This is a genomic window from Rhodococcus sp. AQ5-07, from assembly GCF_009707305.1.
Taxonomy (GTDB): Bacteria; Actinomycetota; Actinomycetes; order Mycobacteriales; family Mycobacteriaceae; genus Rhodococcus_F; species Rhodococcus_F erythropolis.
Map to the genome: position 1 here is coordinate 2,254,335 of NZ_CP046099.1, position 24,634 is coordinate 2,278,968.

Annotated in this window: 25 protein-coding genes and 1 pseudogene; 11 read left to right on the forward strand and 15 right to left on the reverse strand. The window is 62.2% G+C overall.

Annotated elements, in window-relative coordinates:
* The first annotated feature begins 173 nt into the window (after positions 1-173).
* Positions 174-1,610, forward strand: a complete 1,437-nt coding sequence (glnA, locus tag GJB56_RS10290; protein ID WP_003941609.1) for a type I glutamate--ammonia ligase — start codon at positions 174-176, stop codon at positions 1,608-1,610.
* A 144-nt stretch (positions 1,611-1,754) separates the two neighbouring features.
* On the opposite strand, the gene GJB56_RS10295 is transcribed toward glnA, so the two are convergent.
* Complete coding sequence (locus GJB56_RS10295) at positions 1,755-2,372, reverse strand: YdeI/OmpD-associated family protein (RefSeq protein WP_113683683.1); 618 nt, start codon at positions 2,370-2,372, stop codon at positions 1,755-1,757.
* 122 nt (positions 2,373-2,494) lie between these two features.
* Complete coding sequence (locus GJB56_RS10300) at positions 2,495-3,460, reverse strand: helix-turn-helix transcriptional regulator (RefSeq protein ID WP_020969896.1); 966 nt, start codon at positions 3,458-3,460, stop codon at positions 2,495-2,497.
* A 110-nt stretch (positions 3,461-3,570) separates the two neighbouring features.
* On the opposite strand from GJB56_RS10300, the gene GJB56_RS10305 reads away from it, so the two are divergent.
* Positions 3,571-4,512 carry an alpha/beta fold hydrolase gene (locus tag GJB56_RS10305; protein ID WP_051296033.1) on the forward strand — a complete coding sequence of 314 codons (942 nt, stop codon included), beginning with the start codon at positions 3,571-3,573 and terminating at the stop codon, positions 4,510-4,512.
* A gap of 86 nt (positions 4,513-4,598) precedes the next feature.
* On the opposite strand, the pseudogene GJB56_RS10310 reads toward GJB56_RS10305, so the two are convergent.
* The 3 genes and pseudogenes from GJB56_RS10310 to GJB56_RS10320 form a co-directional block, all read right to left on the reverse strand.
* Positions 4,599-4,881: pseudogene (locus GJB56_RS10310) on the reverse strand (ATP-binding protein); the annotation flags it as partial.
* A 769-nt stretch (positions 4,882-5,650) separates the two neighbouring features.
* Entirely contained in the window at positions 5,651-6,109 is a 459-nt protein-coding gene (locus GJB56_RS10315; protein WP_003941615.1) for a DUF5994 family protein, read from the reverse strand.
* A 96-nt stretch (positions 6,110-6,205) separates the two neighbouring features.
* Positions 6,206-6,514, reverse strand: a complete 309-nt coding sequence (locus GJB56_RS10320) for a F420-dependent protein (RefSeq protein WP_113683684.1) — start codon at positions 6,512-6,514, stop codon at positions 6,206-6,208.
* 183 nt (positions 6,515-6,697) lie between these two features.
* Between GJB56_RS10320 and GJB56_RS10325 the strand changes: the two genes are divergently transcribed.
* From GJB56_RS10325 to GJB56_RS10345, 5 genes are all read left to right on the forward strand, one after another.
* Positions 6,698-7,885 carry an inorganic phosphate transporter gene (locus tag GJB56_RS10325; RefSeq protein ID WP_003941590.1) on the forward strand — a complete coding sequence of 396 codons (1,188 nt, stop codon included), beginning with the start codon at positions 6,698-6,700 and terminating at the stop codon, positions 7,883-7,885.
* A 14-nt stretch (positions 7,886-7,899) separates the two neighbouring features.
* Positions 7,900-8,181 carry a hypothetical protein gene (locus GJB56_RS10330; protein WP_003941641.1) on the forward strand — a complete coding sequence of 94 codons (282 nt, stop codon included), beginning with the start codon at positions 7,900-7,902 and terminating at the stop codon, positions 8,179-8,181.
* 34 nt (positions 8,182-8,215) lie between these two features.
* Positions 8,216-8,542, forward strand: a complete 327-nt coding sequence (locus GJB56_RS10335) for a DUF3349 domain-containing protein (protein WP_020908123.1) — start codon at positions 8,216-8,218, stop codon at positions 8,540-8,542.
* 11 nt (positions 8,543-8,553) lie between these two features.
* Positions 8,554-8,865 carry a DUF3349 domain-containing protein gene (locus GJB56_RS10340; RefSeq protein WP_021344618.1) on the forward strand — a complete coding sequence of 104 codons (312 nt, stop codon included), beginning with the start codon at positions 8,554-8,556 and terminating at the stop codon, positions 8,863-8,865.
* A 150-nt stretch (positions 8,866-9,015) separates the two neighbouring features.
* Positions 9,016-10,059: an alpha/beta hydrolase gene (locus tag GJB56_RS10345; protein ID WP_195849598.1), complete on the forward strand. Its 1,044-nt coding sequence runs from the start codon at positions 9,016-9,018 to the stop codon at positions 10,057-10,059.
* 72 nt (positions 10,060-10,131) lie between these two features.
* Here the strand turns inward: GJB56_RS10345 and GJB56_RS10350 are convergent, their stop codons facing one another.
* Positions 10,132-10,524 carry a VOC family protein gene (locus GJB56_RS10350; RefSeq protein ID WP_019748934.1) on the reverse strand — a complete coding sequence of 131 codons (393 nt, stop codon included), beginning with the start codon at positions 10,522-10,524 and terminating at the stop codon, positions 10,132-10,134.
* 56 nt (positions 10,525-10,580) lie between these two features.
* Here GJB56_RS10350 and GJB56_RS10355 point away from each other — a divergent pair, with 56 nt between their 5' ends.
* Positions 10,581-11,360: a helix-turn-helix domain-containing protein gene (locus GJB56_RS10355; protein WP_202022306.1), complete on the forward strand. Its 780-nt coding sequence runs from the start codon at positions 10,581-10,583 to the stop codon at positions 11,358-11,360.
* Positions 11,361-11,362: 2 nt separating this feature from the next.
* On the forward strand, positions 11,363-11,713 hold the full coding sequence (locus GJB56_RS10360; RefSeq protein WP_019748936.1) for an inorganic pyrophosphatase: 351 nt from the start codon (positions 11,363-11,365) through the stop codon (positions 11,711-11,713).
* On the opposite strand, the gene GJB56_RS10365 is transcribed toward GJB56_RS10360, so the two are convergent.
* Genes GJB56_RS10365 through GJB56_RS10375 form a run of 3 tightly spaced genes read right to left on the reverse strand, consistent with a single transcriptional unit; the run spans position 11,706 to position 14,624 of the window.
* Positions 11,706-12,815: an LLM class flavin-dependent oxidoreductase gene (locus GJB56_RS10365; RefSeq protein ID WP_113683685.1), complete on the reverse strand. Its 1,110-nt coding sequence runs from the start codon at positions 12,813-12,815 to the stop codon at positions 11,706-11,708. The two genes, GJB56_RS10360 and GJB56_RS10365, sit on opposite strands and share 8 nt — an antisense overlap.
* Positions 12,815-13,660 (reverse strand): hydroxyethylthiazole kinase, encoded by an 846-nt coding sequence (gene thiM / locus GJB56_RS10370; RefSeq protein ID WP_113683686.1) that lies wholly within the window; start codon positions 13,658-13,660, stop codon positions 12,815-12,817. The genes GJB56_RS10365 and thiM overlap by 1 nt, the downstream gene beginning before the upstream one ends.
* A 43-nt stretch (positions 13,661-13,703) precedes the next feature.
* Entirely contained in the window at positions 13,704-14,624 is a 921-nt protein-coding gene (locus GJB56_RS10375) for a sulfurtransferase (protein ID WP_113683687.1), read from the reverse strand.
* Between the two features lie 128 nt (positions 14,625-14,752).
* Between GJB56_RS10375 and GJB56_RS10380 the strand changes: the two genes are divergently transcribed.
* Positions 14,753-15,439 carry a GntR family transcriptional regulator gene (locus GJB56_RS10380; protein ID WP_020969908.1) on the forward strand — a complete coding sequence of 229 codons (687 nt, stop codon included), beginning with the start codon at positions 14,753-14,755 and terminating at the stop codon, positions 15,437-15,439.
* A gap of 48 nt (positions 15,440-15,487) precedes the next feature.
* On the opposite strand, the gene GJB56_RS10385 is transcribed toward GJB56_RS10380, so the two are convergent.
* From GJB56_RS10385 to GJB56_RS10400, 4 genes are all read right to left on the reverse strand, one after another.
* A complete protein-coding gene (locus GJB56_RS10385; protein WP_113683688.1) occupies positions 15,488-16,009 on the reverse strand; it encodes a hypothetical protein in 522 nt (173 codons plus the stop codon).
* An 18-nt stretch (positions 16,010-16,027) separates the two neighbouring features.
* Positions 16,028-17,059 (reverse strand): cupin domain-containing protein, encoded by a 1,032-nt coding sequence (locus GJB56_RS10390; RefSeq protein WP_113683689.1) that lies wholly within the window; start codon positions 17,057-17,059, stop codon positions 16,028-16,030.
* Between the two features lie 43 nt (positions 17,060-17,102).
* On the reverse strand, positions 17,103-17,924 hold the full coding sequence (locus GJB56_RS10395; protein WP_113683690.1) for an alpha/beta fold hydrolase: 822 nt from the start codon (positions 17,922-17,924) through the stop codon (positions 17,103-17,105).
* 189 nt (positions 17,925-18,113) lie between these two features.
* Entirely contained in the window at positions 18,114-19,241 is a 1,128-nt protein-coding gene (locus tag GJB56_RS10400) for an NDMA-dependent alcohol dehydrogenase (RefSeq protein ID WP_113683758.1), read from the reverse strand.
* A gap of 166 nt (positions 19,242-19,407) precedes the next feature.
* Between GJB56_RS10400 and GJB56_RS10405 the strand changes: the two genes are divergently transcribed.
* Positions 19,408-20,268, forward strand: coding sequence for a spermidine synthase (locus tag GJB56_RS10405; protein ID WP_113683691.1), 861 nt, complete (start codon positions 19,408-19,410; stop codon positions 20,266-20,268).
* A gap of 9 nt (positions 20,269-20,277) precedes the next feature.
* Here the strand turns inward: GJB56_RS10405 and GJB56_RS10410 are convergent, their stop codons facing one another.
* Positions 20,278-23,292: a bifunctional [glutamine synthetase] adenylyltransferase/[glutamine synthetase]-adenylyl-L-tyrosine phosphorylase gene (locus GJB56_RS10410; RefSeq protein ID WP_113683692.1), complete on the reverse strand. Its 3,015-nt coding sequence runs from the start codon at positions 23,290-23,292 to the stop codon at positions 20,278-20,280.
* The gene (locus tag GJB56_RS10415; protein WP_003941637.1) at positions 23,289-24,629 is read right to left on the reverse strand and encodes a glutamine synthetase family protein; all 1,341 of its coding nucleotides are present in this window, start codon (positions 24,627-24,629) and stop codon (positions 23,289-23,291) included. The genes GJB56_RS10410 and GJB56_RS10415 overlap by 4 nt, the downstream gene beginning before the upstream one ends.
* Between the last annotated feature and the right edge of the window lie 5 nt (positions 24,630-24,634).

The following is a 24,634-nucleotide window of genomic DNA, read 5'->3' on the forward strand; positions in this document are numbered from 1 at the left end:
GCCGGGTTTTAACTGTGTGGCCGGTCACATGGACTTCGGAAATCCCCAGGATGCTGCGACGCGTAACACTGCCGAAACAAAGGGTTGACGAGCGGGCAACACCAGCTCCCTACCGTCTGCCTCGACGGATTCAACCGACATCACTTGGCTGAAGCGACTTAAGGAGCACAAGCGTGGCGTTCACCACGGCCGAAGAGGTCATCAAGTACATCGCGGACGAGAACATCGAGTACGTCGACATTCGGTTCAGCGACCTTCCCGGCGTCCAGCAGCACTTCTCGATCCCGGCGTCTGCTTTCAACCAGGACGTGTTCGAGGACGGCCTCGCATTCGACGGATCTTCGGTCCGCGGATTCCAGTCGATCCACGAGTCCGACATGATGTTGCTTCCCGACGTCACCACGGCGCAGATCGACCCCTTCCGCAAGGCGAAGACCCTCAACATCAACTTCTTCGTGCACGACCCGTTCACCCGTGAGTCCTACAGCCGCGACCCGCGCAACGTTGCCCGCAAGGCCGAGGAGTACTTGGTCAGCACCGGCATCGCGGACACCGCATTCTTCGGCGCCGAGGCCGAGTTCTACATCTTCGACTCGGTTCGCTACGACTCCGGCATGAACTCCGCGTTCTACGAGCTGGATTCCATCTCCGGTTCCTGGAACACCGGCGCAGAGACCAACGCCGACGGCTCCCCAAACCTCGGCTACAAGGTTCGCGCCAAGGGCGGCTACTTCCCCGTCGCTCCGTACGACCACTACGTGGACCTGCGCGACGAAATCTCCACCAACCTGACCAACGCGGGCTTCGAGCTCGAGCGCGGCCACCACGAGGTCGGTACCGGCGGACAGCAGGAGATCAACTACAAGTTCAACACGCTGCTCGCAGCTGCTGACGACCTGCAGCTGTTCAAGTACATCGTCAAGAACACCTGCTGGCAGCACGGCAAGTCCGCGACCTTCATGCCGAAGCCGCTCTTCGGTGACAACGGCTCGGGCATGCACGTCCACCAGTCCCTGTGGAAGGACGGCAAGCCCCTCTTCCACGACGAGTCCGGCTACGCGGGCCTCTCGGACATGGCTCGCCACTACATCGGCGGCATCCTGCACCACGCTCCGTCGCTGTTGGCCTTCACCAACCCGACGATCAACTCGTACCACCGTCTGGTGCCGGGCTACGAAGCCCCCATCAACCTCGTGTACAGCCAGCGCAACCGCTCGGCAGCTGTCCGTATCCCGATCACGGGCAACAACCCGAAGGCAAAGCGTCTCGAGTTTCGCGCACCCGACTCCTCGGGTAACCCGTACCTCAACTTCGCTGCACAGATGATGGCCGGCCTGGACGGCATCAAGAACAAGATCGAGCCGATGGCTCCGGTCGACAAGGACCTCTACGAGCTTCCCCCGGAGGAGGCTCGCAACATCCCGCAGGCTCCGACCAGCCTCGAGACGGTCATCAACCGCCTCGAAGCCGATCACGAGTACCTGACCGAGGGTGGCGTCTTCACCACCGACCTGATCGAGACCTGGATCTCGCTCAAGCGCGAGCAGGAAATCGCTCCGGTCAACCTGCGTCCGCACCCGTACGAGTTCGAGCTCTACTACGACGTGTGATCCGCATCCTGACGTAAGTCAGACCTGCGAGTACCGAGTCCACCCGTCCCGCTTCTGCGGGGCGGGTGGACTTGTTTCGGTCCGAGGGAAACCCCTCGGACAGATGATGACCGGCCTTCATACCGGACGCGGTCGAATCGCGGATCAGCCGCGAGCACGTTCGCCGATGGCCGCATTGTTGACGATATGGGCGATTCGACCTGCCCGTGTTGCGTCTCGAGCGGCACAGACTATCCACCACAGCATCTGTTTGCGGGCGCTGGGCGGAAAACTGTCCCAGTTGCTTCGAGCTTGCGGGTCCAGGTCCAGCGCCGCCTGCAAGTCAGATGGTTCCTCGAGGTCTTCGACTTGGTCGAGAATCGTCCACCAACCAGTGGATTTCGCGGCAGCAATTGCACCGCGACCAGCAGCGGTCATAAGGCCACGCGCTTCCATATCAGCTGCGCGTTCGCGGTTGAGACGGGTCCAGGAACTCTTGCGTCTACGAGGCGTGAACAGTTGCAAATTGCGCTCTTCGTCGAGGATGGTGTTGGTGGAATCGATCCAACCAAAGCAGATGGCTTCCTCAACGGCCTGAGGGTAGGGGCAGCGTGGTCGGCTGGTGGTGGCGCGCCAGGAGCACAACCACACACCTCGGCCTGACGTGTGATTGTCCGTCAGCCAAGTTCGCCACTGTTCCCGAGTCTCGGCGTGGATGATCGGGTAGTCGAACTTCCACGTCGGGGGGTGGATGGAAGCCGGCGATGATTTCGAATTGGTCACTTACTCTCCGAGCTCAGAGGGAAACGGATACGTGTCTCGATAGACGAGGGGCCTGCGCAGGGAACACGTCCCCGCGGCAACCTGGACATGAATGGTCTTGTCGCACAATCCTCTTCTGACTGTCATGGTGGCGAGACCCTGAGGTGAAGGGCGAGCCGACTGACGGTGTCGGCAAGCTCGGTTGGTTCGATGACGACCACTGGGGCGGTGAGCGCAATGCGCGCAACCGTCATGGCGAGCCTGCCGAGATCTTCGCTGCGGATCTCGACAAGGCAGCGGTCCGCTGCCACCTCGATCGGTGTGTGGTCTATCCATCTGAGTACGCCCTCGAGGTCGGCGAACGTAGCTTCGATGGCGAGTTTTGCATCGTGGTGACGGGGTGGCGAGCCGACTGATCTCGCGACGAAGGCTGCCGCGTCACCGCCCGGGATCTCGCGTGGCGTGAAATGACTGCCTGCCAGCCAGGGCTCCGAGAGCCGGTCCAGTCGAAATGTTCGCCAATCCGCACGATGGTGGTCCCATGCTACGAGGTACCAACGACGTCCCGCCGTGACAAGGCGGTGCGGCTCGACGAGCCGTCTGCTGCTCTCGCCGTCACCTCGCCGGTAGTCGAAACGAACGTGCTCGTGGTCGCGACATGCCGCAGCGAGCACACTGAGTGCTTCGGGGTCGACGATGTCGTCATCTGCCCGCCGCATGGAACTGACGCTCGAATGCAGTGCCGACACACGTCGGCGTAGTCGATGGGGCAGGAGTGCTTCGATCTTGGTCAGCGCGCGCAGCGATGTTTCTTCGATGCCTCCGATGGCGGCCTCGGCGGCGTAGCGCAGTCCGACGGCTACCGCCACGGACTCGTCATCGTCGAGGATCAGGGGCGGCACGTGTGCCCCCGTTGCAAGTCGGTAGCCCCCGTACTTTCCGGACGTGGAATCGACCGGATAACCGAGGTCGCGTAGGCGATCGATGTCGCGGCGCACCGTCCGCTGCGTGACATCGAGTCGTGCGGCAAGTTCGGCACAGTGCCAGAAGCGATGGGTCTGAAGGAGCGAGAGCAATTGCAGTGCTCGGCCTGTGGGATCGTTCCGCATTTCTTCAGATTGCCAGCGATCTAGGACTTTATGTGTCCACGATGCTCCCTAACGTCGGAGCAACCGGTCGATCCAGACACGAGATCGGTACTCAACTCAAAGGAGCATCCGTGAATCCATCCGACTTCCCCAGGCCCGTCCTCATCCAAGTCAACGGCGTGGAACTCGAAGTCTTCGAGGCAGGGCGACACAATGCCGGGAAACCCATCGTGTTGTGTCACGGATGGCCAGAGCACGCCTATTCCTGGCGATACCAGGTGCCCGCCCTTGTCGAGGCGGGCTACCACGTCATCGTCCCGAACCAACGCGGCTACGGCAATTCATCACGTCCGACCGAAGTGACGGACTATGACATTGAACATTTGGCGGGTGATCTCATCGCACTTCTCGATCACTACGGCTACGAAGATGCCACCTTTGTCGGTCACGATTGGGGTGCCTTTGTCGTGTGGGGCCTGACCCTGTTGCACCCGGACCGGGTAAACAAAGTGATCAACCTGAGCCTGCCCTACCAGGATCGCGGAGAGCAGCCCTGGATTGAGTTCATGGAAGCCGTGCTCGGCGGTGATTTCTACTTCGTCCATTTCAATCGACAGCCGGGCGTCGCGGACGCGGTGTTCGAAGACAACACCTTCCGGTTCCTCCGCAACCTGTACCGGAAGAACGAACCCCTCAGGGAGCCTCAGCCGGGTATGGCACTGATCGATCTCGCCAGAGCAGAGACACCACTCGGTGAGCCTCTGATGAGCGATAGCGAATTGGCCGTTTTCGTCTCCGCCTTCGAATCGACAGGATTCACGGGCAGTGTGAACTGGTACAGGAACCTTGACCGCAACTGGCATTTGCTGGCGGAGGTGGACCCGATTATCCAACAGCCCGCACTTATGATCTACGGCGACCGTGACGCGATCGCGAGAGCTGAGAACCTGACAGAGTTCGTGCCCAATGTGGAAGTAGTCAATCTCGACTGCGGTCACTGGATCCAGCAAGAAAGACCCGAAGAGACCAACCAAGCGATCTTGAACTGGCTGGAGCGGCAGGATGCCACATAGTTTCAAGGCTAGGTGCGGGTCTCAGTGAAAATGTCAGTCTCATTCAAGTCCGATAGGGGGCGTGATCCGGACCCACCTTGTGTGTATCAAGCGGATTGCTGAGCTCGGATGTGGACGAGTCGGTAAGAGTCGGTGGCGGTTTCGATGATGTTGCCGCCGCAAGGTGAGCCGATCCACGATGGCGGCGCAAGGTCGTGGGTCGGTGAACATTGTCGTCCAGCCGGAGAACGACGCGTTGGAGGCGATGGCGACGGAGTTCTTTTCCTCCCGTTCGGTCAACACCTGAAAAAGCAGCTCGGCGCCTCGTTTGTCGAGTTCCATGTAACCGAGTTCGTCGATGCCGAGCAGATCCACTCGGCCGTAGCGGGCGGTCCCGACCACCCACTGCCAGTTGGCCCAGGCCCAACCAGTTCCGGCATGGCCTGGATGGACGTTGTCGCCTGCTGCATCGACAAGAGCCTCTCGCCACATTTTCAAATCGCCTCTGATCCAACAAGTTAACGGGTTCCGGAAACGCGTCTACCTCTCCGGCTCCACTTTCGAGAATCAACGAGAGCGTCGGAAAACAAGCCATGCACTCAACCCGGCGATGGGCACAAGCCAAATGCCGAAAAAGAAGGCGACTGCTCGCCACACACCGATTCGCCGGGACACGGAAACCACATCGGCCGTTCCGACAAGGCACAGGGAAATCCATATCAAGGTGAGAATGAATCCGCCGACGTACAGAAGAACGAACGCCCCAAATCCGTCCATACAGTCCATTCCACTGTCGGCGCAGTCCTGAAGCCCCGCCGCACCGAGTAGAGAAATGTTCACAGTGGCGATGCTACGGACCAGGGCGTCCCGAACTTCCAAACGACCCGGCGGATTCGGCGATGCGAACGCCGGTCAGCCCGTACAAAGTAGAAGCCCCACCCCCGTGGGGAGGGCGGGGCTTCATTCGATCCGGCGCTCACGCACAGTGGGAGGGTGGTGGACATGCCGGACCGACGACACGGCAGGGAGTCAAGCTGCCGCGCCCAAGCGCTGACCTGAAGGAATGCGCCTGAGATTGTGGTTACGAGAACCATCAAACCAGACAAACTGGACGCATGTTCAGGAATCGAAAGATTCGACCCCGCACGTCAGAAAGATCTCACTGCACCCGATAGGTTTCGCTACGGCCAGGATCAACCAACCGCCGCATGATCTCGTACGCACGGTCCGGATCCGTGTACGGCGGAATCATCATCAGAACGAGTTGACGACCATAGATGTCGTCGAGATACATCAAATCGTGAGGCTGGCCAGGGTACGGACCCCGCACTTCCAGTCCGTCGACCTCGTCGATACGACGCTGCGCGCTGCTGATCGTGTTCCAGTCGAACGCAACCCGCGCGATCGGCCCCAACCTCAGCGAAAGTGCGGATATCAGGTCGTGAAGCTCCGCCGTGACGTTGGTGGTCCATGGGAACCACGCGCCGTCTACCGATGCCTTGACGGCACCTTGACCACGAAGCAGGAACCGCGGAGTCCGCGTCGGCGACGGGAAAGGTTGCCCGACATGGCGCTGCGGCGCTTCCATTGCATAGTCGAGAGTGCTGATGTGCGCCATGACGAGGCTCCTTAACGGAGGATTCGTGGAACCGTCAGGCAGAGGCGCCCGGTCGTGGGTTCCATACTTTCAGGCTACTCCGGTGCGCAATCCCGACTACGCATCGACGGAAATGATCACGCCGGTGTCGCCGTACGGGAACGGACCATTGCCGATGTGACCGCGGGTGTTGAATAATTTCGAAATAGGCACCATCACAACGTATTTCGCTTTCACTTTGCTGCGGATCTCGTCGAATTCAGCTCCACCGCTCACCAACTGAGCGGTCCCGGCAACCGGCGAAGAGCCGTCGGCAACCTTTCCGTGGTTGTTGCACGGCACGACGGTGACGCGTGGGTTGTTCCGCAGCCGCTTGGCCTTACCCGATTTCGAGGAAGTCCAGAACCCGATACGTCCGTCCGGCAATTGGCGTATGCCTCCACAAACTCCACGACCATGCACACGAATGAATTTTCTATGCCTCACGCGTTTCGAAACGGACAATTATCCGGACGAAGATGAACAACAGGTGCCGAGTGATGGAAATGTCGCGGAACGACCACGTCTCAGGTCGATTTGTGGCCCGCAGGTGTTGGAACATGACTTCTCGTGAATGCGGAACTCATCGTTCTCCTCGTCGTCGTCGTAACCGCTCTGGGGTTCGACTTCACCAACGGTTTTCATGACACTGGCAACGCTATGGCCACGTCGATTGCAACCGGCGCCCTCAAGCCCAAGGTGGCAGTCGCTCTGTCTGCTTCCTTGAACCTGGTTGGAGCTTTCCTCTCGGTAGAGGTTGCTGCCACCGTGGCCAAGGGCGTGGTGAACCTCGGAAATGTGGGTGGCCAAGCGCTGCTCACCATCGTCTTCGCCGGCCTTGTCGGCGGCATCATCTGGAACCTGGCAACGTGGTTGCTCGGCATCCCCTCGAGTTCCTCACACGCACTGTTCGGCGGCCTGATCGGCGCCGCCATCGCGTCCCTCGGAATGAGCGGTGTCGCCTGGAGCGGCGTGCTCAGCAAGGTTGTCATCCCCGCAGTTCTCGCTCCCGTCGTAGCCGGCTTGGTTGCAGCGGCCGGAACCTGGCTCATCTACCGCATCACCTCCAACGTCGGTGAGGAAACCAAGGACAAGGGTTTCCGACTCGGCCAAATCGGTTCGGCTTCACTCGTTTCCCTCGCCCACGGCACCAACGACGCTCAGAAGACAATGGGCGTCATCTTCCTCGCCTTGGTCGCCCATGGAACCATCTCCGCCGACGCGGACATGCCGTTCTGGGTCAAGCTCACCTGCGCACTCGCGATCGCTGCCGGAACCTACCTCGGCGGGTGGCGAGTCATCCGCACACTCGGCAAGGGCCTGGTCGAGATCGCCGCGCCGCAGGGCATGGCGGCCGAAGCATCTTCTGCTGCCATCATTCTCACCTCCAGCCACCTCGGTCTTCCACTCTCGACCACCCATGTGGCGACGGGTTCCATCATGGGAACCGGTCTGGGACGCAAGGGCGCCGAGGTTCGTTGGGGCGTCGCCGGACGTATGGCGGTCGCCTGGTTGATCACTCTCCCGTCCGCTGCGATCGTCGGCGCTCTGTGCTGGGGACTGGCCAACATCGTCGGCGGCCTGCCCGGTGTCCTGGTCGTCTTCGCTGTGCTCATCGCCCTGGCCGGTTGGATGTACCTGCGCTCCCGCAAGGAGCCCATCGATCCGAGCAATGTCAACGCCGAGTGGGACGGCGGCCTGGTGCCTGCAGAGGTCCCCGGTCCGGACGCCCGCGTCACCACCGACGTCAAAGCCTGAAAGAGGGAATCGACATGGATATCTTGAAAAACACCGTCGACTCGCTCTGGCAGGTCGTGCTTGTCGGCCTCCTGCTTGGCGCCGGACTTCCGGCGATCTTCGCAATCGGCCTGAAGTCCCTCGACGCCGGGCAACGTGGCAGTGGCGGCGGGAGCACTGCCGTCGCGGCTCGCAGTCCGTTGGCCGTGGCAGGCGCAGTGGTGTGCTTCGCGGTAGTGCTCATCGCAATCGTCACCGGAATCCTCTTCATCATGCAGGGCTTCCTCAGCCACACATTCGGCATCGAGATCTTCTGATCCCTTGCGCCCTCACGAGCGGAAAGACATCACCGTGACTGCACCGACTCCATCCCTTCCTCAGTCCATTCTGGAATGGCTTCGCGCCGGCTACCCCGAAGGCATACCGCCCAAGGACCGCATTCCGCTGGTCGCATTGCTACGACGCAAGCTCTCGGACGCGCAAATTCGAGACATTGCCATCGGCGCTGCACTCGCAGAACTGAGCGACGTCAACAGCGACCAGGTGATCTCGAGCGACGAGATCAGCGCTCAGATCGCCGATCTCACGAGCCAGACTCCCTCGGACGAGGACATCGCGCGCGTTGCCTCCGTCCTGGCCGCCGCCGGGTGGCCCCTCGCTGATCTCGACAACGACTGAAGCTCGATTCGTTGAGTCTTCCACCACTTCTGGCTTCGATACTCGGCTGGCTCCGTGCCGGGTATCCGAACGGCGTGCCGGAGCAGGACTACGTCCCTTTGATGGCCCTGCTCCGGCGACAGCTGTCCGACGACGAGATCGCCGTTCTTGCCGACGATCTCGTCGCCGACTTTCCGGTTCCAGTCGATCCGATCGACATCGGCGTCCTCATCACCAAGGTCACCGACGATATTCCGCACGAATCGGACGTCGCCCGGGTACGTGAACACCTGATTCGTGGAGGGTGGCAAATCGACGCGCAACCTCCGGTCGACGACGCATGACGGCACTACCTGAATCAGACCAGTTTGATAACGAAACGGTAACGGAGCCGTCGACGTCAATACAGACCACTTAGTGTCATCAGGAATTCCGTGCCTCGGGGGGCTCGGTCGGATTTCGGTGTGCAAGCACCTTTGGGGCGGGAGTAATACATGCACGAGGCTCACACAGATTTGGCGAAGAACCCAGATATTTCGAACCCGGATATTTCGAGAAACCGCATTTCGAAACGAATCAAGCGTCGGATCCTCGGCCTCGCCGCGACAGCACTCGCACTCCCCCTGACCGCAGGCCTGATCAGCGGATCAGTAGCGACCGCAGCGCCCGCGCGCACCGCCCCGGCCGGTGGATACGAGGAAGTGTTCGTCGACTCCTCGATGGGGCCGATCAAGGTTCAGATCCAGTGGGCTTCGCGCGGCGGCAACGCGGCGCTCTATCTTCTCGACGGTCTACGAGCACGCGACGACCGAAACGCATGGAGTTTCGAGACCAACGCTCTCGAGCAGTATCGCGGCGACAACGTCACCCTGGTCATGCCGGTCGGCGGGCAGTCCAGCTTTTACTCGGACTGGTATGCGAACAGCAATTTGAATCGCCAGCCGGTCACGTACAAATGGGAAACCTTCCTCAACCAGGAACTTCCCGCATATCTGGAATCGCGCGGCGTCTCCCGAACCAACAACGGTGTGCTCGGATTGTCCATGGGTGGCAGCGCGGCACTGACGCTCGCCGCCTATCACCGCGATCAGTTCAAGTTCGCCGGATCGCTCTCGGGATACCTCAACATCTCAGCTCCCGGCATGCGTGAAGCAATCCGCGTGGCCATGGTCAGCGCAGGGTCCTTCAATGTCGATGCCATGTGGGGACCGCCATGGAACCCCGCTTGGCTCCGCAACGACCCCTTCGTGTTTGCACCCGAGCTGGCTGGGCTCTCTCTGTACATCTCCGCCGCGAGCGGCCTACCCGGGCAGTTCGATCAACCGCGTCGTCCCGTCGACTTCGTGAATACCGGTAGCGCCATCGGCCTCGAAGCCCTTGCCCTGATGAACTCACGGGCATTCCAGCTGCGCATGAACTCCCTGGGAATTCCGGCAACGTACAGCTTCCCGGCCAACGGCACTCACTCGTGGCCGTACTGGGGCGCGGAACTGTGGAAGGCCCGAGGCCAGATCCTCGACACCCTCAACGCTTGGTGAACTGACAAAGACTCGATCACCGACAATCGCAGGCCCCGACCGAATTTCGGTCGGGGCCTGCGTCGTTCGAAATCAGAGCGCGGCAAAGAGATCCACGGTATTGCCATCGGGATCGAGAAGAACGGCGTAGCGCTGGCCCCACACGGCATCAAATGGCTCTTTGTGTCCGGGGAAGTCGGCTGTGATGCGCTGATACGCCTCGTCGACTGCAGCGGGTGTCCCGAAATCGAAGGCCAAAGCGACGGGGTGTCGACCTTCCCCGACAACGAAGTCAGGATCGAAGCTCGCGATGGTGGACAGCGCGTCCCAGGCCAGCCGAAGCCCACTGTCGAAAGTGAACTCCACGTGTGGAGCGTCAGCGGGTGTTTCCGGAATGTCGAGCCCGAGGGTTCGGTAGAACGCGAGGGAACGCGCGAGATCGTTGGTGACGATTCCGACGAGATCGAGTCTCGGAGAGACGGACACGGTATTTCTCCTGTTTCGGGTCGAGAAGTGATCGGCGAGTGTGTGACGATGATCTGATGACCGGCACTGACACCCTCGCTCTTGACGGTAGTCGGACGGTAGCGTCGAGTCTTGAACAAAACGGCCACACCTATGTCGAGACTCGGATCACCGGTTCGGCCGGCCTCTTCAGTTGCGCGTGGAAAAGCACTACTGACCCCCATGCGCCCACGGAAGCAAAGCGGATTCTTCCCGATCTCTGCGCAGACTTCATCGTCGACAGCACCGGAAAGTCGTGGCTCGTCGGACCCGCAACCGGTGCCGATCTGGTTTCGGTCGCCGCCGGTACAACCATGTGGGGCATCCGGATCAATCCGCCGGCTCTGCGGAGCCTGCTCGGCACAGCGGCCGACGCGGTGCAGGATTCGAAGATCGCCTTCGACGACATCCTCACTTCCAGACAAGCGCGGGTACTTGCCGACGCCCTTAGCCACGAGGCAGTCGACGCTCACCTACTGGGCCAGTTGTGGCGCGGACTGGAACCCGACCACGGAATCGAGCGTGGTTACTCCGCGCTCATCTCCTCCCCTTCGACTCCGATACGAGAGATCGCCGCAGACCTCGGTGTTTCCGAACGTCATTTTCGACGCTCGATCACGTCGTCGATCGGGCTGTCCCCCAAAATGATTCAGAAAGTGCAACGTATCCAGGACGTGTTGACTCTCAGCCGCGATGCAAATCTCACGCTGTCGTCGCTGGCCGGTCGCGCCGGCTACGCCGACCAAGCCCACCTCGCGCGCGATACGCGAGCGCTGACAGGCCTGACACCGACTCAGCTACTGCGCGAGCACCGATAACGATGAGCGAAGACCTGTTCTCCGCCCTCGATCACCTGGCTGCCACGTCAACTGTCGTGATCGATCGCCCCCGAGGGTCGGCACACCCGCGTTACCCCGCTGCGATTTATCCGCTCGATTACGGCTATCTCGACGGGACCGTCAGCGCGGACGGCGACGGGATCGATCTGTTCCGAGGCTCTGCCGTCGGCAACGGCGTTGTTGCCATGGCCGTTATTGCCGACATCGACAAGAAGGACGTGGAAGTCAAGATCCTTCTCGACTGCACTGCCGATGAAATCGGCACTGCCGCAGCATTTCTCCGCGACACTTTGGGTCTCGGTACCACTGTCTTGCGGCGCGAAGTCAGCTGAGTTCGTCGAATCGCGAAACAAGATGCTCCGCAACCCACTTCGCTTCCTCGATCAGCGGCCAACCTGCCAGGATCAGTGCAGTCAAACCGGTTCGGCCGCGAAGCGTGCGTACCGAGTCCGTGATCGAATCCGGATCGCCGACGTAGTACACCGCCGATGACCCGGTGCCGAAGATGTCGAGAGGCGACCACGCTGTGATACCCGCGTACAGCCCGTCACCGACGTACAACTCCTCCGGTTCCGGAAGTCGGCCGGAAGCAATCTTGTCCGCCCAGCCCTGCCGCTGTGCGTCGCGAGCGGTGAAAGTCTTGAGGTCTTGCTTCCCCTGAGTACGACGACGCACTGCGTTGTCCAAGACATGAGCGATCTGCTCGACGCCCGTCTTCTCGAACAACGAACGGAACCGGTCGTGCGCCTGCGCCTTGGTGGGGCGAACGATCACACCGGTCAGCGCACCGAAGTCAGTGAACTCGCGCCCGGCTGCCTCCGCCGCCGCCCGTGCGGCAGAGAATTTGTCTTCGATGAACGAAGTCTCGCGCAACATCGCCAGATAGGTGTCGAGCACCTTGCCTGAATTCGCCAGGCCTGCAGGCGAATCACCGGTACCCCACAGCGGAACCTGATGCCCAGCGGGCGCATCGATACGCAGTGGTGTGTTGGGAAAGTTCGACTCCGTGCCTTCGGCGTAGATGCGGCGGAAGTCCGCCCAGTACTGCTCCCCCAACTCGTAACGGTCGTCGTGGGGCACGTTCATGTCGTACTTGGTCAGGATGTTCTCGCGTCCGTTGACCGAGTTGATCAACAGTCGGCCACCGCTGAAGGCGTCGAAAGTCAATGCCTTCTCCGCCAGCAGTCGCGCCGGCGTCATGTTCGCGTAGACGGCGACGAGGAACTTCATGCGCGTGGTGTGCGCTGCCGCCCACGTCGCCGAAATGAACGGATCGTTCGGCCAGGTGGCAACAAGCGCACCTTCGAATCCGCCGTCGTCGATGGTCTTCGCGAGCTCGATCTGCCTGGCCCCGTCCACGGGGAACAGCCCACCGGGGCTCCACGGGTAGTCCCCGTCGGCCTGGGTGAGATACCAGAATGTCTTGACGCCCATCAGTTCTGCACTCCAGCCGGCAGGTCGAACGATTCGATTCGGGCACGTGAGCGGATGGTGTCCGCATTCACGGTGTAGAGCGCGTCGAGGTACGCGACCGCGAAAGAACCAGGACCTGAGGCATTTTCCTCGGCGATCTCCGATGCCACGGCAACGTGCGTATGCGCGGCAACCAATCCGTCCAGCGCGGTCGGCGTAACGGCGAGGTAGGCAGCGACCAGGCCTCCCAGAGAGCAACCGGTACTGGTCACGCGCGGCAACAGAGCGCTGCCACCGGAGACTCGGATGCCCCGAACGTCGCCGCCACCATCGCGGCCGACGATGTAGTCGACCGGGCCTGATGCCGACACGGCATCCGCATGCTTCAGAAGTGACAGAGCGGCGGGCACTGCGTCGGCGGAGTCCGAGGCACTGTCGACGCCGCGGGTGTCACCCCCGAGTCCGGCCAGAGCGATGATCTCCGATGCGTTCCCGCGGATGGCGCTGGGGTGAAAGCGCAGCAGATCCACAGCGATACCGCTCCGCCAGGGTAGTCCGCCGACACCGACTGGATCCAAAACCCATGGCGTACCGGCAGTTCGGGCCGCTTCTGCGGAAATCAGGAAGGCTTCGGCTGTCCCGTCGTCCGGCGTTCCGAGGTTGACGAGCACTCCCCCGGCGACGGCAGCGAACCCACCCGCTTCATGAACGTTGTCGATGTGAGCGTTGCTTGCGCCGGCAGCGAGCAGAACATTGGTCAAGAAGTTCGCCGAAACGATGTTCGTCAGCGACTGGACAAGCGGTACCTGATCGCGGAGTGCGTCGATCGCCGACGCGACGGTTTCGACAGAGACAGTGTCAGACATGAGAATTCCTTCAGGACGGGAGGTATTTGGGGACTGCGGCGATTCAGGACCGCGGACATCGCACATCCGGATTCGCGCCACCGGGCTCACTGCCGACAACCATCGGCAAAACCGGATCTGCAGTCCATTCCTCCAACGAACCGTCGTAGACTTTGACGTCCGCGTAGCCGCTGCGGATCAGCGCAAGTGCGGTCAAACACGCCGAAACTCCGCCACCGCAATAGATCACGACAGGGCCGGTGGCGGTTGGTAGAACGTCGGCCGATTTCGACAAGACTTTCTCGACCGGAAGCATCCTGGAGTCGGAGTCGAGAAGACTCTTCGCGGACAGATTCACGCTTGACGGAATGTGTCCGCGTCGCGAGTATCGCGTCTTCTCGGTTCCCTCGTACTGCTCAGGCGCGAGAGCGCACACCAGCTTTCCGGCTTCGCCTCCGCTGGACAGCGACGCAACGCGAGGTAAATCGACCCACAGACCCAGATCCGTCACGCTCCAACGCGTCGACGCCGACGTGTGGGTTCCGTCGTCGCCGCTCGCGAGCGTGAAGCCGCGTCGAGTCCATTCGGCGAGGCCACCGTCGAGAACTCTTGCTTCGATGCCGGCGTTGCGAAACACCCACCAGAGCCGTGATGCCCAGGTGGTCGATCCCTGGTCGTAGATCACGATTGTCGCGCCCGGCTCGATACCACTGGATTGGAGATCGGAAACCAACTGCTCCGTTGGCGGGCGTGTGAAATGCAGCGCCGCTTCCCTTTCGGAGAAGACGTCCAGGAGGTCGACATGTCGCGAACCCGGGATGTGCGAGGAGACCCAGCCGCCGTACCCGGATTCCGGGCGGTAGTCGCCGTCAAATCGCGCGGGAGGAAAATGAACCGTCGCGTCGAGCACGGCGACGCCTCCCTCACGCAGCATCGCGTCGAGTTCAACGGCACTCACCAGCGGCGACGCGGTCTCTCCAGCCACTTCGGACCCTCTCCCTCGGAAACGAACAAGCACGAACCTAAATGAGTACTAGCGTATACGCAAGTACTCACTCGTCGTCGATGGCATAATCGAACGCGCTCTACTTGCATGCACAGGAATGGGGACACATGGATCTCGACGCCGATACGAGCACCACCGATCTGCTGGTGCCGGAGGCTGCGCTCGGCCGGTCCGATCAGACCTCGCGGCAGTACCTGCGCCTGCGAGCCGACATCCTGGCCGGCAAGTTCCCCCAGGGCGCTCCGCTGCACGAGACTCAATTATGCGAATCGTACGGCGCATCCCGCACCCCGATCCGGGAAGCACTCAACTGGCTCGCACACGACGGACTACTCGAACGAGCCGCTCGCGGTTTTCGTGTCCGTTCCGGCACACCCGAGGACGTCATCGAGATCTACGCGGCGCGGGTAGCCCTCGAATCGGAAGCGGCAGGCGCCGCGGCACTACGCCACAGCGATCTCGACCTTGCTCGCCTGGACGGATTACACGAGTTCTGCTGCACTGCAACCGAAGGCACCGAGGTGCGTTCCGGGAACTTCAAGTTTCACGAGGCCCTCTGGCAGGCCGCCCACAATTCCACGATCACCTCACTGCTGATCCGCCTCACCACCCAATTGCGAATCTACGACAGCGGCCCGCCGTCGAACTACGGCGAACCGGACCTGCTCAATTCGGAACATCAAGAGATCCTGAACGCCATCCGCGCCAGGGACGAATCGTCCGCGCGTGGCCACATGCGCAACCATCTCGAGCGCAGTCGCGACCAGCGGATAAGGATGTTCGCCAGCCGCTGACTCCAGACAGCCCAGAGTTCTGCATACCGACGCCTATGCCGCCGTCAGTCAGGCGGGGAGCGTGCCGATCTCGACGTCGTACACGCTCTCGGCCGGGCTCGACATCACTCGGTCCGCCATCTCCTGTTTGAGCACTGTCAGCCGTGACTCGTCTTCGGCTGTCCGGTCAGTCTTGCGGGAGAGAGTGATCAACTCGTCGACGACAAATCCCTCCCGAACAGTCAGCGTGGCGCTCGCGCCGCGATAGCCGACCCGAAAGACATACAGTGCGAGCGTATTTCCTCGTTCAGGCCGGGCCAGGGAACTGTCGACGGTGTACCGCCCTTCGGTCACTGCGCGCGTGACCAACTCGAACGCGTCGCGCACTCCTGGTCCGCCGTGTGCAGTGGTGACGACCAACTCGCGACGCTCGACGGAGCCTTCCCCGCCGAGCACACCGAGTGCGCGCTCGAGGACTTTGCAGGCATGCGCCACGCCTCCCGGTGCCTGCGGCCCGTGATAGCGCAGAGCATCGTCGTACGTGAAGTCGAGCGTCGTACCGTGATCGGTCACGATCAGCGAGTCGGTCATGATGGGCGTCCTTGCCGGTCAGTGCTGGCGGTCGATCGGATTGTTACGCGAGACGATGAGCGGATCGACCGGCGTGAAAGGAAATTGCGGCAGATCGCGTTCCGGAACACCGAACGAGGCCGAGAGAACGCCGCGCGAGAACGCGGAAGCCGTTGCACGGTAGCCTATGTCGCCCGGCGTCGGCTGGTCGAAGAAGATGAGGAAGTTGATGTCCTCGTCACCTAGAACCTCGATGTGATGGGGATAGGCACGCGGAACGAAATACACCTGACCGGGCTCCAGTAGGTAGGTGTCGAGCGAACCGACCGGATCGAGGACCGTCATCCGCCCGTGACCACGATGCACGTATCCCATTTCGGCAGTGACGGGATGCCAGTGTGGCTCACGCATTCCACTCTCGCGAATAGTCAACGAGTACATCGAAAGATCGTCCAGCGCCGCCCAATACTGCTTGCGCGCCACTTTCGCCTGTCCGTACGGGTATGCGAGAGGCGCGATCTGGCCGTCGAGATCGAAGAGATGCGCGTTGGGAAAGCCGGCGGTATCGGGAACGACGGCGGCGCCGTCCCGCCGAACTATCTGGGACGCATCGGCCCTACCGAAGACGTCGAAGGCTGACGCGGCGAGGTCGTAGGTATTGCCGAGCACCGCGTTCGACATTGCGCTGACGCTACTCTGCAACGAAAAGTGCTGCGGGAGAGACGTCCGCAGGGCAGCGATGATCTCCGTCTCCTCCCCTCCGACATTCTCGATGTGATAAATCGCGCCGGATTCGACGTGATACATCTGCCCCGTTCGCACCACGAAACTGGCGAACTCGTCGGCATTGCCCAACATCGAGACGAGCACGGTTCCGCTGGTGACGTACGCGATCTGGTTCGCGTTGACGTTCCATTGTGGTTCGCGGATCGCGCCGGGGCCGAGAACAATTCGTTTGATCGACAGACCGGACAGGATCGGCAACGAACTCGTGTCGAGTTGCGAGATCGATCCGAGTTCGTTCTCGAAGACACTGGGACCATCGCGCAGCGAGGCAACGTGTGTGGACATGGCCTTTGATCCTTTCGACTCTTATCCTTCCGAATCGCTGACGTCAGTCCTCGATGAAGGCAAGGATGTCCCGGTCCAGGGTCTGCTGATACGAGCCGTAAATTCCGTGCGGTGCGCCCGGATATACCTTCAGCGTGCCCTTCTTCACCAGCTTGATCGCCTTCTCCGCCGCTGCGCCGATCGGCACGATCTGATCGTCGTCGCCCTGAGCGATGAGGAACGGAACGTCGATGGCTTCGAGATCGGAGGTCTGATCGGTCTCCGAGAATGCCTTGACGCAGTCGTAGGCCGCGGCGAGGTTGACCAACATCCCCTGTCGCCAGAAGTCGTCCTTCGCCCCTTGCGAGACGTCGGACCCTTCGCGGTTCGCGCCGTAGAAGCTCTCGCTGAGATCCTTGTAGAACTGCGATCGATCTCGCAGAACTCCCTCACGAATGCCGTCGAACACCTCGATCGGTGTGCCTTCGGGGTTGCTGTCCGACTTGACCATGATCGGCGGAACGGCGCCGGCGGTGATCACCTTGTCCACGCGCCCCTTGCCGTGCTGCGCCGCGTAACGGACCACTTCCCCGCCGCCGGTCGAATGGCCCACCAGGATCAGGTCTTTCAGGTCGAGTGTGTCGATCAGCTCAGCCAGGTCCTTGGCATATGTATCCATGTCGTTGCCGGTGTACGTCTTCGACGAGCGACCGTGCCCTCGACGATCGTGCGCGATGGTCCGGTATCCGGCGTCGGCGAACAGCTTCATCTCGACCTGCCACGCGTCAGAACTCAGCGGCCACCCGTGGCTGAGGACGATCGGCCGGCCGACGCCGTGCTCGGTGTAGTAGATCTCGGTTCCGTCGGAAGTGGTGATGTAGGGCATGTTCTGCTCTTCTCTGTCGAGTCGTGGACTGAGGTCTGGACGCGGCGCCCGGTTTCCTCACTCTGCGAGTGCCCACTACGGGGGCAGTCGACTCATCGATCGACAGAAATCTGCATGGGGGCAGAAGACTCCGGCCCGACACCACGAAGTGTGGTGTCGGGCCGGACCCTTCAGTCAGAGGGGGAACGATCAGTAATCGTCCTCCGTGTAGACGATCATTCCGCGCAGGTTCTTTCCCTCGAGCATGTCGGCGTAACCCTCGTTGATCTCCTCGAGCTTGTAGGTCTTGGTCACCAACTCGTCGAGTTTGAGTGCGCCGCTTCGGTAGTGATCGAGCAACTTGGGAATCTGGGACCGTGGTCCTACCCCGCCGAAGATGGCTCCCTGCAAACGCTTCTGTAGAAGGGTCAGCTCGAAGAGGCTGAGCGTCACCTGCGAATCCGCGTAGTGCCCCATTCCGACGACCACGACCTGCCCGCCCTTGCCCGTCGCGCTGAGCGCGGGCTGAATGATGTCGCCGTGAATCTCGCCCACGGTGATCACGGTGACGTCGGCCATCTTGCCCCAGGTGATCTCGCCGATCACCGGTAGCGCTTCCTCGAGGAAGGCAAACGTGTGTGTGGCGCCGAATTCCTTTGCCTTGTCGCGCTTGAACTCGACGGGATCGATCGCGATCACAAATCGTGCTCCGGCTGACGCCGCACCCTGCACCGAGTTGATTCCGACGCCGCCGACGCCGACGACCACCACCGTGTCACCGACCTTGGCTCCACCGATCGCGGTGGCCGATCCCCAACCGGTGGCAACACCGCAGCCGAGCAAGGCCGCCTTGTCGAGCGGGATGTCCTTCTCGATCTTGATCACCGACGCCTCGTTGACGGTCACGTACGGCGAAAATGTTCCGAGCAGGCACATCTGGATGACCGGCTCGTCGTTGAGGGTGACGCGGTACGTCTTGTCGGAGATCGCCTGCCCGGTCAACAGGCCGGCTCCCTCGTCGCAGATGTTCTGCAGACCCTTCGCGCAAGACGGACAACGTCCGCACGCCGGGATGAAGGCGAGAACCACGTGGTCGCCTTCTTCGACGCTCGCGACACCCGGGCCGACCTTCGTCACCACTCCGGCGCCTTCGTGCCCGCCCAAGGCCGGGTAGAAGGGCAGCGGGCTGGCGCCCGTACGCAAATGTTCGTCCGAATGGCACAGCCCCGATGCGGCGAGTCGGACCTGTACCTCACCCGAGACGGGGTCCCCCAGCTCGACCTCTTCGATCTCCCATGCCTGACCTGGCGCCTTGACTACCGCTGCCTTGACCTTCACCTGCACTCCTCGAAATTCTTCGTGATGCACGGACGACGAAAGAACGCGCCGGCATTTGTGTCGCCGATCACACTCCACCTACGAGTGTGCCTGAAACTACTCGAGAATACCGCCGGTCCGTGCGCCCTTTTGGTACTCGGCGCTACCGGAAACGCGCACGGCTAGTATCAACACAGTGGCCAAGGGAACTCGCAAGACAAGAACTCGCAGCGGTACTCCCGAGCGAGGCGAGTCCGGTCCCGTCGCCGGTACTTTTCCGATCGATACCGGGACGTGCGAACTTGTCCGCGACCAGTACTCCGACGACAGCTGGATCATCCAGATCAACGGAGTGCCCAGTTCCCACGTGAACGTCACAGATCCGACGGTGCTCGATTTCGAGTACATGCGGTGGATCGCGCATCTGGTCGATTCCGAACGTGACAAGACCGAGCGTCTGCGGGTTCTGCATCTCGGCGGCGGAGCCTGCTCCATGGCCAGGTACTTCGCCGCCACTTACCCCGACGCGCGTCAGGTGGTTGTCGAAATCGACGGCGCCCTGGCCGAACTGGTGCGCGATTGGTTCGACCTACCGCGCGCACCGCTGCTGCGCATTCGTGTCGGTGAAGCCCGCGCCGTCACCGAAACTCTCACCGAGTCCACCCGAGACGTCGTGATTCGAGATGTCTTTGCCGGCAACACAACTCCGACTCCGCTGACAACAGCGCAATTCACCACCCACGTACGACGCGTGCTGGCACCGGGCGGTATCTACATCGTCAACTGCGGCGACACCCCGGATCTTCAGGGCGCGCGCAGTGAAGCCGCAACGATCGGTGCGCAGTTCGAACACATGGCGATCATCGCCGATCCCGCGATGCTCAAGGGCCGTCGCTACGGCAACATGATCATCGCGGGCAGCGACGTACCGATCGGCGGGCAACCCGCGCTCGCGCGCGAGTTACTCGGCGGCGGCGTTCCCGCCCACGTGTGGCAGGACGCCGAAGTCCGCAAGTTCGCCGCTAACGCGCCGGTTCGGCAGGACTGAGCGAAAACGCTACTCCCCGCCGAAGACCCTCTCCACCACAGCTTTTGCCCGTCGTGTGATGCGCAGGTAGTTGTCGAGGAACTCCCCTGCGTCGTCGCCGTATCCAGCGACCTGCGCCACCGCCGCGAGAACACGGCCCGGGCCGGGAAGCTGATCGGTCGGCTTGCCTCGCACCAGAACGAGGCAGTTGCGTGCCTTCGTCGCGGTGATCCAGGCGTCACGCAGCAGTTCGACGTCACCTTCGCTGAGCAGTTCCGCGGCGCCGATGGCGTCGAGAGTCTCGAGCGTCGACGTGTTGTGCAGCGACTCGATCTTGTCGGCGTGGCGCAGCTGCAGCAATTGCACAGTCCACTCGATGTCGGCCAAGCCACCGCGACCCAGTTTGGTGTGCGTCGCCGGATCGGCTCCGCGCGGGAGCCTTTCGGAATCGACGCGCGCCTTGATGCGCCGGATCTCGCGCACCGCCGCGTCACTGACGCCGCCTTCGGGGTAGCGCGTCTTGTCGATCATGTGCAGGAACCGCAGTCCCAGTTCAGGATCACCGGCAACCGGGTGCGCACGAAGCAGCGCTTGAATCTCCCACGCCTGAGCCCACTTCGCGTAGTACGCGTCGTACGACTCGAGCGTGCGAACCATCGGTCCGTTGCGGCCTTCCGGACGCAATCCGGTGTCGACTTCGAGCGGAGGATCCGTGCTCGGTGCCCCGAGAAGCTTGCGCACCTTGTCGGCAATGCTGTTGGCCCACTTGACCGCAACGGTCTCGTCGACGCCCTCGCGGGGTTCGCACACGAACAGCACGTCCGCATCGGATCCATAGCCGAGTTCGCCGCCGCCGAGTCGGCCCATGCCGATGACGGAGAAACTGGCCGGCGCCTCGGTCCCGAGTTCAGTGACGCTGGCCTTGATCACCGCGGAGAGCGATGCATTGAGCACCGCGGCCCACACCGAGGACAGCGCCTTGCAGACGGCGGGAACATCGAGCATGCCGAGGATGTCGGCCGAAGCGATGCGCGCAAGTTCGTGTCGCCGCAGCGAGCGGGCCGCGGCAACAGCACGATTGGGATCACTGTGTCGGCCGGAGGCGGTGAGTATTCCGCGAGCGACGTCCTCGGGCTTCGGCTCGACAAGGCGCGGTCCACTCGGCGAATCCGCGAACAAGCGAATCACGTCGGGAGCCTTGATGAGCAGGTCGGGTAGGTACGCCGACGAGCCCAGCACGGTCATCAGACGCTCGGCCACCGCAGCCTCGTCGCGGAGCAGGCGCAGGAACCACGTCTGGTCGACGAGCGCGTCCGAGAGCCTGCGGTAAGCGAGCAGACCTGCATCGGGATCCGGTGTGTCCGCGAGTGATTCGAGCAGAGTCGGCAACAGGAGCGCTTGAATGCGACCCTTGCGTGAAGCGCCACTCGTCAGTGCAGTCAGATGCCCGAGAGCATGCTCGGGTGCCGTGTAACCCAGAGCGGCCAACTGCCGAACCGCGGCTTCTGGTCCCAGGACCAGCGCTTCCTTGTCCATCCGCGCCACCGATTCGAGAAGCGGGCGGTAGAACAACTTGGCGTGCAGGCGGCGAATCCGATGCGAATTCCGCTTGATCTCGGCGCGCAGGACTCCCAGGGAATCCAGCCGACCGTCTGGCCGCATGTGCGCGGCGCGGGCCAGCCAACGCAGCGCTTCCTCGTCGTCCGGCGGCGGCAGGGTGTGTGTGCGCTTGAGCTTCTGCAACTGCAGACGGTGCTCGAGCAGGCGCAGGAATTCGTACGACGCAGTCAGGTTGGCGGCGTCGTCGCGGCCGACGTATCCACCCGCCGCCAATGCGGTCAGTGCATCGACCGTGCTCTGGACATGCAACGAACTGTCGGCGCGCCCGTGCACCAATTGCAGGAGTTGGACGGCAAATTCGACGTCGCGCAAACTTCCGCGGCCGAGTTTGAGTTCACGCTCACGCAGTTCGGGGGGAACCATTTCCTCGACGCGTCGACGCATGGCCTGGACTTCGGGGACGAAGTCCTCGCGCTCGGAGGCGATCCACACCATCGGGCTCATCGCCTCGGAGTACTGGCGACCGAGCTCCATGTCGCCGGCCATCGGACGAGCCTTGAGCAGTGCCTGGAACTCCCAGGTCTTGGCCCAGCGCTTGTAGTACGTGATGTGGGATTCGAGGGAGCGAACCAGTTCTCCGCGCTTGCCTTCGGGGCGCAGCGCAGCATCGACCTCGAAGAATGCGGAAGTACCGATACGCATCATCTCGCCGGCAACGCGGCTGGCCGTCGCATCGGCCGGTTCGGCGACGAACACGACGTCGACGTCGGAGACGTAGTTCAGCTCGCGCGCACCACATTTGCCCATGGCGATCACGGCGAGCCGGATCGGACAACTGCCCTCGGGGCACACCGTTGCGATAGCCACCGCCAGTGCGGCGGTCAGGGCAGCGTCCGCGAGATCGGAAAGCTGGTGACCCACAGTCTGATACGGAACTACTGGTTCGTTCTCGACGGTCGCCGCAAGATCAGCCGCAGCCAGCAGCATCAGCTGGTCCTTGTAGCTCTTGCGCAGAGCAACAACAGCTTCCGGCCCGGTCAGGGTGGCGCGGTAGGTCAGTGAGCCTTCGGTAGCGCCCTCGTCGAGGGTGGCGCCCACGGCCTCGAGCAACGCTGCGGTGGCCTCGTCCTTGGTCGGCAGAGCGGTTCCGTCGAGCAATTTCCAGCCGATCGGATCCGCGGCCAGGTGATCGCCGAAGGCCGACGACGCACCCACGAGTGCGAACAAGCGGCCTCGCAGGCTTTTGTCCTTGCGCAATGCCTGATCGAGTTCGCGCCACCCGTCGTCGAGCCCGTCCTTGATCCGCACAAGGGTGCGCAGAGCGAGGTCGGCATTCGCGGCACGCGAAAGCGACCACAAGAGTTCGATGCTCTCGGCGTCGACCCAACCGAGCTGACGCAACTCGTCGGCAGCGGTGGGCTCGACCAGCCCGAGTCGACCCGGTCCTGGAACTGCTGATCTCGCAGCGGGCGGTTTCACCGTCACAGACCGAGGTAGGTCTTGAGCTCGAACGGCGTCACGTGGCTGCGGTATTCCTCCCACTCACGACGCTTGTTGCGCAGGAAGAAATCGAAGACGTGTTCGCCGAGTGCTTCGGCCACCAGTTCCGACTTCTCCATCTCGCGCAGAGCGCTGTCCAAGTTGCTCGGCAGTTCCTTGTAACCCATGGCGCGGCGCTCGGCGGAGGTCAACGACCACACGTCGTCTTCTGCCTCGGGCGGCAAGGTGTAGCCCTTCTCGATGCCGCGAAGACCGGCAGCAAGCAGGACCGCGAAAGTCAGGTACGGGTTGCAGGCCGAGTCTGGGCTTCGGATCTCGACGCGGCGCGAGGACGCCTTGTTGGGCGTGTACATCGGGACGCGAATGAGAGCCGATCGGTTGGACGGGCCCCACGACGCAGCAGTGGGTGCCTCTCCCCCGTGGACGAGTCGCTTGTACGAGTTGACCCACTGGTTCGTGACCGCACTGATCTCGTTGGCGTGCTCGAGGATGCCGGCGATGAACGCCTTGCCGGTCTCGGAGAGCTGCATCGGATCGTCAGGATTGTGGAAGGCGTTCGTGTCGCCCTCGAACAGGCTCATGTGGGTGTGCATCGCGGAGCCGGCCTGATCACTGAACGGCTTGGGCATGAAGCTCGCCCGGACGCCTTCACCGATCGCGACCTCCTTCACGACGTATCGGAACGTCATGACGTTGTCGGCCATCGAGAGTGCGTCGGCGTAGCGCAGATCGATCTCCTGCTGACCCGGCGCGGCCTCGTGGTGACTGAACTCGACCGAGATGCCCATCGACTCGAGTGCGTCGATGGCGTGGCGGCGGAAATTCGGAGCCGAATCGTGCACGGCCTGGTCGAAGTATCCGCCCGAGTCGGCCGGGATCGGCGGAGTGCCGTCGATCGGGCCGTTCTCCAGAAGGAAGAACTCGATTTCCGGGTGGACGTAGCAGCTGAAGCCCAAGTCGCTGGCCTTGCTCAACTGGCGACGCAGTACGTGGCGCGGATCGGCCCACGACGGCGAACCGTCGGGCATCGTGATGTCGCAGAACATGCGCGCGGAATGTTGCGCACCGTCCTTGTGGGCCCACGGCAGGATCTGGAATGTCGAGGCGTCGGGCCGAGCGACGGTGTCGGCTTCGGAGACTCGTGAGAATCCCTCGATGGCGGAACCGTCGAATCCGATTCCCTCCTCGAAGGCGCCTTCGAGTTCGGCGGGGGCGATCGCCACCGATTTGAGGTACCCGAGAACATCGGTGAACCACAAGCGGACAAACCGAATGTCGCGCTCTTCCAGGGTACGAAGCACGAATTCTTTTTGGCGATCCATGCACG

Coding starts and splice junctions, on each gene's coding strand:
- GJB56_RS10300 (WP_020969896.1), bottom strand. CDS start 3,460: ATGCGGAACGATCCCACAGGCCGAGCACTGCAATTGCTCTCGCTCCTT.
- GJB56_RS10315 (WP_003941615.1), bottom strand. CDS start 6,109: ATGGCGCACATCAGCACTCTCGACTATGCAATGGAAGCGCCGCAGCGC.
- GJB56_RS10330 (WP_003941641.1), top strand. CDS start 7,900: ATGGATATCTTGAAAAACACCGTCGACTCGCTCTGGCAGGTCGTGCTT.
- GJB56_RS10345 (WP_195849598.1), top strand. CDS start 9,016: ATGCACGAGGCTCACACAGATTTGGCGAAGAACCCAGATATTTCGAAC.
- GJB56_RS10355 (WP_202022306.1), top strand. CDS start 10,581: ATGACCGGCACTGACACCCTCGCTCTTGACGGTAGTCGGACGGTAGCG.
- GJB56_RS10360 (WP_019748936.1), top strand. CDS start 11,363: ATGAGCGAAGACCTGTTCTCCGCCCTCGATCACCTGGCTGCCACGTCA.
- GJB56_RS10365 (WP_113683685.1), bottom strand. CDS start 12,815: ATGGGCGTCAAGACATTCTGGTATCTCACCCAGGCCGACGGGGACTAC.
- thiM (WP_113683686.1), bottom strand. CDS start 13,660: ATGTCTGACACTGTCTCTGTCGAAACCGTCGCGTCGGCGATCGACGCA.
- GJB56_RS10380 (WP_020969908.1), top strand. CDS start 14,753: ATGGATCTCGACGCCGATACGAGCACCACCGATCTGCTGGTGCCGGAG.
- GJB56_RS10385 (WP_113683688.1), bottom strand. CDS start 16,009: ATGACCGACTCGCTGATCGTGACCGATCACGGTACGACGCTCGACTTC.
- GJB56_RS10390 (WP_113683689.1), bottom strand. CDS start 17,059: ATGTCCACACACGTTGCCTCGCTGCGCGATGGTCCCAGTGTCTTCGAG.
- GJB56_RS10395 (WP_113683690.1), bottom strand. CDS start 17,924: ATGCCCTACATCACCACTTCCGACGGAACCGAGATCTACTACACCGAG.
- GJB56_RS10415 (WP_003941637.1), bottom strand. CDS start 24,629: ATGGATCGCCAAAAAGAATTCGTGCTTCGTACCCTGGAAGAGCGCGAC.